General features: G+C 40.7%; 9 protein-coding genes. 5 read left to right on the forward strand and 4 right to left on the reverse strand.

The features are described from left to right. Positions 1-211: 211 nt before the first annotated feature. The 3 genes from AC0L4E_RS02545 to AC0L4E_RS02555 are packed head-to-tail and all read right to left on the reverse strand — an operon-like array spanning position 212 to position 3,065. A complete protein-coding gene (locus AC0L4E_RS02545) occupies positions 212-1,591 on the reverse strand; it encodes an NAD(P)(+) transhydrogenase (Re/Si-specific) subunit beta (RefSeq protein ID WP_473677866.1) in 1,380 nt (459 codons plus the stop codon). A gap of 5 nt (positions 1,592-1,596) precedes the next feature. Continuing rightward, positions 1,597-1,872 carry an NAD(P) transhydrogenase subunit alpha part 2 gene (locus AC0L4E_RS02550; RefSeq protein ID WP_055025191.1) on the reverse strand — a complete coding sequence of 92 codons (276 nt, stop codon included), beginning with the start codon at positions 1,870-1,872 and terminating at the stop codon, positions 1,597-1,599. Between the two features lie 5 nt (positions 1,873-1,877). After that, positions 1,878-3,065 (reverse strand): Re/Si-specific NAD(P)(+) transhydrogenase subunit alpha, encoded by a 1,188-nt coding sequence (locus tag AC0L4E_RS02555; protein WP_473677867.1) that lies wholly within the window; start codon positions 3,063-3,065, stop codon positions 1,878-1,880. A 341-nt stretch (positions 3,066-3,406) separates the two neighbouring features. On the opposite strand from AC0L4E_RS02555, the gene AC0L4E_RS02560 reads away from it, so the two are divergent. The 4 genes from AC0L4E_RS02560 to AC0L4E_RS02575 all read left to right on the forward strand — a co-directional run bounded on the left by AC0L4E_RS02560 (position 3,407) and on the right by AC0L4E_RS02575 (position 10,340). Beyond that, positions 3,407-5,191, forward strand: a complete 1,785-nt coding sequence (locus AC0L4E_RS02560; RefSeq protein ID WP_473677868.1) for an assimilatory sulfite reductase (NADPH) flavoprotein subunit — start codon at positions 3,407-3,409, stop codon at positions 5,189-5,191. 103 nt (positions 5,192-5,294) lie between these two features. Next, on the forward strand, positions 5,295-6,986 hold the full coding sequence (gene cysI, locus AC0L4E_RS02565) for an assimilatory sulfite reductase (NADPH) hemoprotein subunit (RefSeq protein ID WP_473681474.1): 1,692 nt from the start codon (positions 5,295-5,297) through the stop codon (positions 6,984-6,986). 39 nt (positions 6,987-7,025) lie between these two features. After that, positions 7,026-7,766, forward strand: a complete 741-nt coding sequence (locus tag AC0L4E_RS02570) for a phosphoadenylyl-sulfate reductase (protein WP_473677869.1) — start codon at positions 7,026-7,028, stop codon at positions 7,764-7,766. A gap of 852 nt (positions 7,767-8,618) precedes the next feature. Then, a complete protein-coding gene (locus tag AC0L4E_RS02575) occupies positions 8,619-10,340 on the forward strand; it encodes a hypothetical protein (protein WP_473677870.1) in 1,722 nt (573 codons plus the stop codon). Positions 10,341-10,440: 100 nt separating this feature from the next. Here AC0L4E_RS02575 and AC0L4E_RS02580 read toward each other — a convergent pair whose 3' ends face one another. After that, on the reverse strand, positions 10,441-11,340 hold the full coding sequence (locus AC0L4E_RS02580; protein WP_473677871.1) for a phospholipase A: 900 nt from the start codon (positions 11,338-11,340) through the stop codon (positions 10,441-10,443). A 263-nt stretch (positions 11,341-11,603) separates the two neighbouring features. Between AC0L4E_RS02580 and cobA the strand changes: the two genes are divergently transcribed. Next, complete coding sequence (gene cobA, locus AC0L4E_RS02585) at positions 11,604-12,416, forward strand: uroporphyrinogen-III C-methyltransferase (RefSeq protein ID WP_473677872.1); 813 nt, start codon at positions 11,604-11,606, stop codon at positions 12,414-12,416. Positions 12,417-12,522: the final 106 nt, after the last annotated feature.

A 12,522-nucleotide genomic window follows, 5' to 3' on the forward strand; every position in this document is an offset into this window, starting at 1 on the left:
TGTTTGATGAGTTTGATTGAATTGTTTAAAACTAAGAAGCGTAAATAGCTTCTAGATAAAAATTTAACACTAGCTAGTCTTGGTACATGAAAACTTTTCAGCTTACTTTTGCTGAAAAGATAACCAGCCTCTAGGTTGTGAGTAAAAATAAAGGCCGCATAGCGGCCTTTATTTTTGTCTAATTAATACTTAGCTGAGTATTAATTTACTATTACTCAGCTTCTTTCAAGCTTTGAGTCAGTTCAACTATGCCTTTTTTACCATCGCCAAATAACATTAGTGCGTTATCCATAGCAAATAGTGGGTTAGGCAAACCAGCAAAACCTGGGCTCAACGAGCGCTTAATCACTACCACTGTTCTGGCTTTATCGACGTTAAGAATAGGCATGCCATAAATTGGACTGCCTTTATCTTCACGGGCCATAGGGTTGGTGACATCGTTAGCACCAATGACAATAGCCACGTCAGTTTGTTCGAATTGTGGATTGATTTCGTCCATTTCGATTAACTGATCATATGGCACTTCTGCTTCAGCAAGTAGCACATTCATGTGACCTGGCATACGACCAGCAACAGGGTGAATAGCATACTTAACATCTGTGCCACGGGCTTGTAAAACATTGGCTAGTTCACGAACAGCGTGTTGTGCTTGCGCCATAGCTAAACCATAACCAGGTACGATAACAACGCGCTCTGCTGTTTCAAGCATCATGGCGATTTCATCTGGTGATGTTGATTTCACTTTACCAGCGTAAACTTCATCAGCATCAACCTTCTCGCCGCCTTCTGCCATCACACCGAACAAGACATTGAACAGTGAGCGGTTCATCGCTTTACACATGATTTGCGTCAAGATAATACCTGATGCGCCAACCAAAGAGCCTGAAACAATCAGGACTGTGTTACCTGTGATGAAACCCGTTGTCGCAGCTGCAATACCTGAGTATGAGTTAAGTAACGCAATAACTACTGGCATATCAGCGCCGCCAATCGGCACAACTAATAACACACCTAATACGACAGCTACTGCAACTAATGCATACATTAAGTTAGTGTTGGTTGGGTCCATTACAATTGCGATAGCGAGTGCGATCGCACTAATAAGCAATATGGCATTTAATGGCTTATTACCTGGGACTTTAATCGGATTACCCGAAATAAGTTCCTGCAATTTAGCGAAAGCCACAAACGAGCCAGACAAGGTCACTGAACCAATAATGATGGTCGCACCAATAGAAATTAGCGCAACAGTATTGGTTGCAGCGGCAGGGTCAAGAAAGCTTGCTGCTGCAATTGCAAGTGAAGCACCGCCACCAAAACCATTCAGCAGGGCGACCATTTGCGGCATATCGGTGACTTTAATTTTAGTCGCCATAACCGCACCAATTGTGCCACCGAGTAATACACCAGCGATGATCCATTCATAACTTAGAATGCTTTGATCAAATAAGGTGACGACTACCGCAATGAACATACCCATTGCCGATAGTTGATTACCACGAACTGCTGTACGCGGTTTGGTTAGCCCTTTAATACCAAGAATAAATAAGACTGCGGCAACAAGGTAAGCTAAATAAATAAATGTTGTCATTGAGTCTATTTCCTTTTGAACATGGCTAGCATGCGGTTAGTTACCATGTAACCGCCCACCACATTAATGGTGGCTAATACAACAGCAATAAAGCCAAGTACATTGACCATGATACCTGCGCCAGAACCTGCAGATAGTAATGCGCCAACCAGTGAAATACCTGAAATCGCATTTGATCCAGACATCAATGGCGTATGGAGTGTAGGCGGTACTTTAGTAATAAGTTCAACACCTAAAAATACAGCAACCACAAACAGTGTTAGTAATAATAACAGGGTCATATCCATTAGGTTGTCTCCTCTGATGGGGCTTCAGGTGGTGCTATAGGGGCTAAACCCAGTAAGTCACGAAGACGTGCACTGCTGACGTCATTGCCATGAGCAACGACAGTATCGCGTACAATTTCATCTTCAAAATCTAGGACTAGCTCGCCTTCTTTATTGATAAGCAAGTTAAGTAAGTTCTCAACATTTTTACCGTACATTTGGCTAGCATGATTTGCTGCTGTGCTTGGTACATTGGAAGGACCTAAAATCATGACGCCATTATGCATGATGATTTCATCAACTTGAGTTAACTCACAGTTACCGCCACTTTCAGCGGCTAAATCAACAATGATGGTACCGCTTTTCATGCCATCAACCATTTCTTTGGTGATAAGCACAGGGGCTTTACGACCTGGAATAGCAGCGGTCGTAATAACGATATCTTGTTGCGCAAGTACGTTAGCCATAGCTTGTTGCTGACGTTTTAAAAAGTCATCACTTTGCTCGGTAGCGTAACCACCTTTTGTTTCAGTGTTTTCCGCTTCAATATCAAGCTCAACAGGTTTTGCCCCCACTGAAATGATTTGCTCACGGGCTGCAGGGCGGATGTCGTATGCTTCGACTACTGCCCCTAAGCGTTTAGCGGTTGCACAAGCCTGAAGACCTGCAACACCTACACCCATAATAAATGCGCGGGTTGGTTTTAATGTACCAGCTGCTGTCATCATCATTGGGAATAAACGCGGCGCTTTATGGGCTGCAAGTAACACGGCTTTGTAGCCTGAAATAGTTGCCATTGAAGACAACACATCCATGCTTTGAGCACGTGTAATACGCGGGATTAATTCAAGCGCGATTGCACTGCCACCTGTTTTGGCGATTGCCTGGGCATTTTGAGGATTAACTAATGGATCCATCATCCCTATAACCAATTGATGTGGCTTCAAAATAGCTTGAATTTCATCAAATTGTTCACCCTTACAGTTTACCACTGTAATGATATCGGCTTCAGTGAGTAGAGCTTCACGAGAAGAAGCTATAGTGGCTCCAACCTTGACGTAATCGTCATCGGTGAAACCTGCTTGTAATCCAGCGCCTGATTCTACGATCACTTGTAGCTGTTTTTTCATTAAAATGGTCACATTCGCAGGGATTAGCGCAACGCGTTGCTCACCTGAGTGACTCTCTTTCGGTAGACCTAATTTCAAAAGGACAACCTCTTAGTTATATGTAGGGAAGGGTCGGGTCGTTTAAGTACTTCACAAGTCGAAAAGTTGCCATTGCTGACGTTTACTTTAACAGACAACTTTAGTACCAATTTTTTAAAGTGCATCATTCTGGCAATTCCTAGATATGAAACAAGTAAAGAATGCATAAAACCGCATTTTTGTCGTGGTCTTACCTAAAAGTTTGCGCTACACCACACTTTTGTAGCTTAAAAAATCACCTTTGCATATTCCTTAATGGAATAAAAAAGCAATTTTTATTATTTTTTGGTTTTAAGCATTAGGAGTAATCTGATGACATTAAACTGTTATAAGGCCATCTAATGTTGTTAAAAGAACTTTCTTCATTCGCTTCGCCATTGTCTCAAGGACAAGTCGATAAGCTAAAACAGCTCACTTCAGAGTTATCTGCTACTCAATTAGCTTGGGTTAGTGGCTATTTAGCTGCGACCTCAAATCAAGGCCAAGTTGCGGCTGCGCCAGAAACAGCTGCAGCACAAACAGTAACGATTTTATTTGGTAGCCAAACTGGTAACGGTAAAGCCATCGCTAAAGACCTAGCTGCGCAAGCAACAGCCAAAGGTTTTACTGTCAATTTGGCATCGATGGCCGATTACAATGTGCGCCAGTTAAAGCAAGAAACAATATTAATCGCGGTGGTTAGTACCCACGGTGAAGGTGAAGCGCCAGACGATGCTATTGAATTACATAAGTTCCTTGCTTCAAAACGTGCCCCTAAGCTTGAGCAACTTAATTTCTCTGTATTGGCACTTGGCGATACCAGTTACGAGTTTTTCTGTCAGACAGGTAAAGACTTTAGCGAACGTTTAACAGCGCTTGGTGCGAAAGAATTATTACCGATTGCTGAATGTGACGTGGATTATGAAGAAGCTGCTGAACAGTGGCAGCAACAAGTACTTGAAGTCGTTGAGCCGTTAATTCAGGCAAGTGGTGCAAGCGTTGTTTCAATAGACAGTGCAAAGTCAGTGACTGAAAGCGAGTTTACTAAACAACAACCATTTGAAGCTGAAATTTTACTGAGCCAAAAGCTAACAGGTCGAGATTCAGATCGGGATGTTCGCCATGTGGAAATCGATTTAGGTGAATCTGGAATAAGTTATCAAGTCGGTGATGCATTAGGCATTTGGTTTACTAACAATGATGCATTAGTGAAAGAGGTCATCAACGGACTATCACTTGATGCAGCATCAGAAGTCATTGTGAGTAAGCAAACACTGACTCTTGAGCAAGCATTAACTGAGAAGAAAGAACTGACTCAACTTTATCCAGGTCTTGTAACTACATGGGCAGAGCTTGCAGGTAATAAAGAACTAACAGCTATTGCTGCAGATAAGGAGCAAACTCGCCAATTTGTTTTAGGTCACCAATTAGCTGACTTAATTACTTTATATCCTGTTGTAATTGATGCAGCTAAATTAGTTGAGTTACTGAGACCACTCACACCACGTTTATATTCAATTGCATCAAGCCAAGCTGAAGTTGAAAACGAAGTGCATTTAACTGTTGCACTCGTTGAAGATGAACGAGCAGGTCAAGCACGCTTTGGCGGTGCTTCACATTTCTTAGCATCCGCTGAAGAAGGCCAATTAGTTAAGGTGTATGTTGAACCTAATAAGCACTTCCGTTTACCTGAAAATAATGACACGCCGGTCATTATGGTTGGTCCAGGTACAGGCGTTGCTCCATTTAGAGCGTTCATGCAGCAACGCGCTGCTGATGGTGTGAATAGTGATAGCTGGTTATTCTTCGGCAACCCACATTTTGAGCAAGATTTTTTATATCAAGTTGAGTGGCAGCAATACCTTAAATCAGGTGATTTATCTCGTTTAGATGTGGCTTTCTCACGTGACCAAGAACATAAAGTGTATGTCCAACATCGCATTGCTGAACAAGGTGAGTCAATCTGGAAGTGGCTACAAAGCGGTGCTCATTTTTATATTTGTGGCGATGCAGATCGTATGGCGAAAGATGTTCACCAAGCACTTATCAATGTTGCAATTGAGTTTGGCGGACTAGATGAGGCTGGGGCAGAGAGCTATTTAGAAGACCTACGCAGTGCTAAACGTTACCAAAAAGACGTTTACTAAATTACTAGACATAAAGAATCGCAGCCTTCATTGCGACAATAAGAATAAAGCTTCGTTGGTCAATTTGAGCAACCAGCGCAGCAAGTATTAAAGAGGCCACATGATGAGTGAGCAAAAGTTAGCCGTAAACGAATATTTAAAAACCGACAGTGATTATCTGCGCGGCTCGATTAAAGAAGGGTTAGATACCCAAGTTACAGGTTCGTTTAGCGATGGCGATCAGCAATTGATCAAATTCCATGGTTTTTACCAGCAAGACGATCGTGACTTACGTAATGAACGTAAAGAGCAAAAATTAGAGCCTCTATATAGCTTTATGCTTCGTGCTCGTGTTCCTGGTGGTATTTGTTCTCCTGAACAATGGCTTGATGTTGATAAGATTTCTTCAACATTAACTACGTCGAATAGTATTCGTTTAACCACTCGTCAAACGTTCCAATACCATGGTATTCCAAAACGTAATCTTAAAACCTTGATTCAAGGTTTAGATAGAGCTGCACTTGATTCGATTGCAGCATGTGGTGACGTTAACCGTAACGTGATGTGTAATCCAAACCCTGTTGAGTCTAAATTACATCAGCAAGCGTATGCGGTGGCAAAAGAGTTATCAGATCATTTATTGCCACATACTCGTGCCTATGCGGAGATTTGGTTAGATGAAGAAAAGCTATTAGATACTGAAACGAACGAACCTGTATATGGCAAAACTTACTTGCCACGTAAGTTTAAGATGGCGGTAGCTGTACCACCGGATAATGACGTTGATGTTTATACCAATGACTTGGGTTTTGTAGCGATTGAAGAGGCTGGCGAGCTTATTGGTTTTAACTTGGTTGCTGGCGGAGGCATGGGGTCTACTCATGGTGAAGTTGAAACTTTTCCACGTTTAGCTGATGACTTTGGCTTTATCAAAACTGCTGATGTGATCAAGTTTGCTGAAGCTGTGATGACAGTGCAACGTGATTGGGGTAACCGAGTTAATCGTAAACGTTCGCGCTTGAAGTACACCATTGTTGACCACGGTGTTGCTGAATTTAAGGCTGAAGTTGAGAAACGCGCTGGGGTTAATTTCGAGCCCAAACGTGACGCTGTTATTGGCGACCGCGGCGACCGATATGGTTGGGTAAAAGGTGTCGATAATAACTGGCACCTAACGTTATTTATTGAAAGTGGTCGTATTAAAGATGAACAAGGCCAAACATTGCAAACCGGTCTTCGTGAAATAGCCAAAATTCATAAAGGCGATTTCAGAATGACCTCTAATCAAAATATGATTATTGCAGGTGTGGCAGAAGAAGATAAAGCGGCAATTGAAGATCTTGCTCGTCAGCATGGATTCTTTGGCAAGCTAATCAGCCAGACACGTGGTCACTCAATTGCCTGTGTTGCTCTGCCTACGTGTCCATTGGCGATGGCTGAAGCTGAGCGTTACTTCCCAGAGTTTATTGATCACATTGATGCACTACAAACTAAGCATGGTATTAGCGAGCAAGCGATAGTGGTTCGCATGACAGGTTGCCCAAATGGCTGTGCTAGACCATTTGCCGCGGAAATCGGCTTGGTAGGTAAAGCGCCTGGGCGTTACAACTTGTATTTAGGCGCGAGCTTCGAAGGCACACGTTTAAATAAAATGTACAAAGAAAATATTCAAGAAGCTGAAATTCTTGCTGAATTAGATAACTTGTTTGGTTTGTACGTACAAGAACGTGATGCGGGTGAGACTTTTGGTAACTTCACTGTGCGTCATGGCATTGTTAAAGCAGTGAATGATGCCGCTGTAGATTTTCATGGTTAGAACGCTGTTAACAAGCGCTTTGCCATCGAGGGTAAGATTATGATTAATCAAAACGAATTATTAGCATTGTTAACCGCTCCTAAATCAGAGCAAAGTATTGTGCTAGAACAAGTAAACCAATTTTTGTCGGGATTAACCGCACAAGAAAGGGTAGCGTGGGGTCTGGCTTATTTACCTGGCGAGCATGCACTATCTTCAAGTTTTGGTATTCAGGCTGCTGTTATGCTGCATTTAGTGAGTCAAGCGCAATCAGATATACCGGTGATTTTGACCGATACAGGTTATTTGTTTCCTGAAACCTATCAGTTTATTGATCAGTTAACTGAACGACTTGATTTAAACCTTCAGGTTTTTAAAGCCGCCAAATCATCAGCCTGGCAACAAGCTAGCTTTGGTAAACTTTGGGAGCAAGGGCTTGATGGGTTAGAAAGGTATAATCGTATTAATAAAGTAGAGCCTATGCAACGAGCGCTTGCTGAATTGAATGTCGGCACTTGGTTTGCGGGCTTACGTCGCAGTCAAGCCAGCACGCGTGAAGCCTTACCTATTTTAGCGATACACGGTGAGCGATTTAAATTACTACCTATTATTGAGTGGAGTAATAAAGACGTACACCAATACCTGACAGAAAACGATTTACCTTATCACCCTCTGTGGGATCAAGGTTATGTCTCTGTTGGTGATACCCATTCTAGTAAACCTTTAGAGCTTGGAATGACAGAAGAAGAAACCCGTTTTAATGGCTTAAAGCGAGAATGTGGTTTGCATTATGAGATTTAGTCAGTATTAGACATAATATGTCAACTATTAAATATCAGCCTGTTGGCTGATATTTTTTTGCTCAAATTAACCAAACTAACAAACGGTATAAATAGATAGCTCGCGCTGTTCAAACAAGGTTTATGAACCTTTAAAAGCCTTTGCTTAAGAAGTATATAACCGCCACTCGAAGTTGATATTTTGAATCAGTGAAAGCGTATTATGAAGATGAGTTAAGTTTTGTTTATGTTGAACATCAATCTAAAAGTTTGGGGTATATTGATACTCCATTAAGACTAATGACTGATATTTTGCTCTAGAAGATTTTTAATGAACATTTTATCCACAAAATTATGCACAAGTTAATTTTATAGTCTAGATTAAGAGGTTCCCGTAGATGGTTTTTGTCGACACTTTAGGTTTGTGATTGCAAGCCAAGTACCTCCAAAAGCCTTGCTCGTTCAATCGAGCGTCCTTGTGATTGGCTTGCTAGCGTGAGCATAATCCTTTGAACTTCTCGGTTGGTTACTTTCGGTGACCAACCGAGAAGTTACCTCCTTATTCTGTTGCCTTTCCTTCTTTCAAGTCTAACCAAGTTTGATTTCCCACCAAGTTACTTTCAATGTTAGTTACTTTCGATGTTAGCTTGCATTGACTTTCATCTTAACCACAGCTGAATAACGCCTTATAAATAACTATCATATTGTGCTTTTTATATGATCCGCTAATAAAAAAATGCTAAGTTATTGCGACACTTATTAAAATTGATGTGTTCTTAATCGAATGCGTTGATCAAAGCTAATATTTAATCCAATAACTCTCAGGGAAGAGTGACTTGTTTTAATCTACATGTGATTTATGGAGCTATAAAAAATGAAAAAACTCGCAATCGCTGCGGCAGTTATTGCTGTTGGTGCAGGTGCATATATTCTATCTGGCAAAGACAGTAGCACTATTGCTGATAACGAAATACTTGAATATATCCCAGCTGATACCTTACTGTTTTCAGGACAATTAACCCCATTTCCGATAGAAGATTATTTGTACTCTAAGCCAATGGGAGTGAACAGCAAGGTATCTTTAGAGCAAATTGAACAAGCGGGCCCTTACGGTAGCGAGCAAGAGCGCTTTTTTGTGAGTTTATATAAAAGCTATTTAATCAGCTTTGAAAACCCTGAAGTATTTTTAAAGACATTTGGTTTGCCTGCAAACATTGAGTCTTACACATACACTTTGGGTGCTTTGCCAGTATTTAAAATTCAAGTTGAAGATGAAAAAGCGATTTGGGCATTACTTGATAAAGCTTCAGAAGAAAGCGGCTTAGTTCACAAAGCTGAGTCAGTAAAAGGTCAAGAGTATCGTGCTTATCCGCTTATCGATGAAGATGAATCTATCGATATGGTGTTTGCCCAAAAAGACGGTTGGTTAACGGTTACACTCAATACCTCATTTAATAAACCAGAACTGCTTGAAACGGCATTGGGATTAACTAAGGTTGATAACCCTATCAGTGAATCAGGCATGCTCGATGAAATTGTATCGACCCATGGCTTCTTAAAAGACAGTATTAGCTTTGTTAACCATGTGGAATTAGTAAATGGTTTGACGTCTGATGACGGTAATATGCTTGCTAAGCAATTGACTAAGTTAGTTCAAATGGAAGGCTCTAATGAGGATCCTTTCGCTGAATTCAAAACACCTGAATGTAAGGCTGAATTCAATGCAATCGCGGCAAATTGGCCACGAACTGTGATGGGACTTAAGTCATTCTCCGTCAACAGAAAAGAAACTAACTTTGATGCTGAAGTGGTTATTGAGTCAAATAACCAAGTTATTTTGGGTGCATTAACTAAGATGCGCGGCTTTATTCCAAGTTTTAGTCAAAACATCAATGACAATGTTGCCTCTATGGCATTTGGTTTAGATGTGGTGAAACTAGCTCCTGCATTATCTGAAATTTGGAAAGACTTACAAACACCAAGTTATCAATGTGAAGCATTAGCGCAAATGCAATACGGGATTAGTGAACAAAACCCTGCAATGCTGGGCATGATGACAGGTATGGCTAATGGCGTTAAGGGTATCAGTACAACCATTGTTGATTTTTCATTAACTGATGAAAATGGTGAGCCTGGCTTTAAGCATTTAGATGCGCTTATTAGCTTATCTGCAGATGATCCTGAAATGCTACTTAATATGGTGCGACCTTTTGTTCCACAATTAGCCAATATCCAGTTAGAAAAAAATGGTGATGCGATAGATGTGACACCTTACTTAATGTTGCCACCAGAAATGGGTGTAACAGCAAAAATAGCTATGAAAGATAATCACTTGGTGATTTTCAGCGGTGATAAAGGTGAAGCGTTAGCGGATACGTTAGCCACTGAATCATTAGAAGCGAACGGATTAACTAGCATGGCTTTAGACTACCAAAAGCTACTTAAACCAGTGTTTACGCTTATTGAAGAAAGTGGCGAGCCAATACCAGATGAATTAGCGATGCTTAAAGATTACGATATGCGCTTGCAGTTAACGCTTGATGTAACTGCCAAAGGCATTTCTATTTCGACAAAAGCGAATAGCACGGCAAATTAATCTGACAGTGTTTAAATAAAAAGGTGAACTTTGCAGTTCACCTTTTTTTTGCTTAAAAACTGTAATGATTTATGGTTCTAGCGCCTACTCAAGAGTCAGTTTACAAAATATCGTTGATTGAAACCCCGATACCAATACGTTGATTGTGATGATTGTAATCAATCAAGCTTTCGCCGTAGCCATTAAAGTACTGGGCGTAGACTCTTAAGTTCCCAAGGATAGGGTAACTCCATGTGGCTTCCAAAGCGCCTTTATTGGGGCTGTCCAAATTGTTGCGACCTGTTAACGTAAATAGGTGTTCATCAAGGCCATATACGGCTTTGATTTCAAAATTCCCCATGTAGTCTTCAATATCAGGGTTATCGTCTCCATCTGGCGATGTCGGTGTTTCTTTCTCATCTTCTGGTATGCGATACCAAGCTTTAAAACCTAAAGCAAACGGTCCACGATCGAATATCATTTCGCCATAAATTCGATTCCAGCTGCGTGATAGACTACCCGACTTGCCATTTGACTGATGTACTGCACCAAATCCCCAAAAGGAGTTTCTAAGACCGGCGACTTCCCAATCATTGTTGAACAACATAAAAATTTCAGGTTCGTGATTAGTTTCCCTAAAAGGTGAGGAAATATCTTTGTTATATACCTGCCAATAGGATTGGTTGGTATAGGCGAAAAATAGATGACCATTATCACCAAATACATTGTGCCATAAAGGGAACTTAAAACTTATTTGAAACTTTGCTTCAGCATTATCAACTTCTTCATCAGCTCCTTCGTTACCGGTTTTAAAGTCAACATAAGGATCTGAATTAGGCGAGTCATTATAGGTATACGGCAAAATATAATTGACTTTATGCGGTGTAATGACAAAACGTTTCTCTGAGGTTTCAACTTCACTTTTTATTCTTTCATCAACTAAAGAATCATTATCATCGGCATTGACGTTTGCAGAGGCGAGTAAGCAAAAGATGAGCGATAAACTGAGCGCTTTTTTCATCGAAGTCCCTTTATCTTTGTTATTTTTGACAGGTTATCATTGTGATAACAAAGGCGAAACAAAATATACGATTTAAATGGTTTCGATTGTAGATGCAATGTAAAGCATTCTTGCGGTAACCAAGCGTTAGTAGTGACAGTAGTGCAGTAAGTTGTTTAATAGATATATAACTAAAAAGAATAAAAGCTAAGTTTTATCTATTATATATGGAATATGTAAACGGTTATATTTAACCTCAAATAAATAATCAAGAGTTATTGGTAATGGCGTTAGTTTCAATATCAGGTCAAGAGGCCAAAGGAAAAGTCTGGTTAGTTGGTGCAGGCCCAGGTGATGTTGAATTACTGACATTGAAAGCCTATAGAGTGCTCAAACAAGCTGATGCTGTGTTATATGACGCCCTAGTAAGCCAAGATATCCTCGATTTAATCCCACAACATGCAGAGAAAATTGCTGTTGGAAAGCGTGCTGGTAAACACAGTGCAGCTCAAGATGAAATCAATCAATTACTCGTCACTAAAGCTTATACCCGCAAAAATGTAGTGCGTTTAAAAGGTGGTGACCCGTTTATATTTGGTCGTGGTGGCGAAGAACTACAAACTTTAGTTGAGAGCGACGTGAGCTTTGAGGTTGTGCCAGGCATAACTGCTGCAAGTGGTACTTCAGCCTATGCAGGGATCCCGTTAACACATCGTGACTATGCCCAAGGTGTTTCGTTTATTACAGGGCATTGTCAATTAGAAAGTCGCCCAATGGATTGGCAAGGTTATGCTAATACTAACAATACCTTGGTAGTTTATATGGGGATTTTGAATGCCAATATTATTAGTGAAGGGTTAATGAGTCATGGCCGAAGCCCCGATACGCCTGTAGCAATCGTTTCAAAGGCGACAACCTCATCACAGCAACGTTTTATCGGCAAGTTGAGTGAATTACGGCAATTGGCAGCCGATCCAGCTTTGAAAATGCCAGCATTGATGATTATCGGTGAAGTGGTTCAATTAGCAGATACATTGAACTGGTTTAATCCTGCTGAAGAGACCGACATCAAACTACCAAACAATGTGAGTTTATAAGGTTAAATATTTTATTTTTTCACCAGCATCCAGAAAGACTGAATAATCATATCAGTCTTTTTTTACCTATTTATTGCGTTATACGCTTATTATTTAACAATAACGG

It is taken from the genome of Shewanella sp. GJ50-10 (assembly GCF_055808815.1).

What these genes read in the sequence shown, in the direction of transcription:
- AC0L4E_RS02550 (WP_055025191.1), bottom strand. Translation starts at nt 1,872, where the DNA reads ATGACCCTGTTATTATTACTAACACTGTTTGTGGTTGCTGTATTTTTA.
- cobA (WP_473677872.1), top strand. Translation starts at nt 11,604, where the DNA reads ATGGCGTTAGTTTCAATATCAGGTCAAGAGGCCAAAGGAAAAGTCTGG.
- AC0L4E_RS02580 (WP_473677871.1), bottom strand. Translation starts at nt 11,340, where the DNA reads ATGAAAAAAGCGCTCAGTTTATCGCTCATCTTTTGCTTACTCGCCTCT.
- AC0L4E_RS02560 (WP_473677868.1), top strand. Translation starts at nt 3,407, where the DNA reads ATGTTGTTAAAAGAACTTTCTTCATTCGCTTCGCCATTGTCTCAAGGA.
- cysI (WP_473681474.1), top strand. Translation starts at nt 5,295, where the DNA reads ATGAGTGAGCAAAAGTTAGCCGTAAACGAATATTTAAAAACCGACAGT.
- AC0L4E_RS02575 (WP_473677870.1), top strand. Translation starts at nt 8,619, where the DNA reads ATGAAAAAACTCGCAATCGCTGCGGCAGTTATTGCTGTTGGTGCAGGT.
- AC0L4E_RS02570 (WP_473677869.1), top strand. Translation starts at nt 7,026, where the DNA reads ATGATTAATCAAAACGAATTATTAGCATTGTTAACCGCTCCTAAATCA.
- AC0L4E_RS02545 (WP_473677866.1), bottom strand. Translation starts at nt 1,591, where the DNA reads ATGACAACATTTATTTATTTAGCTTACCTTGTTGCCGCAGTCTTATTT.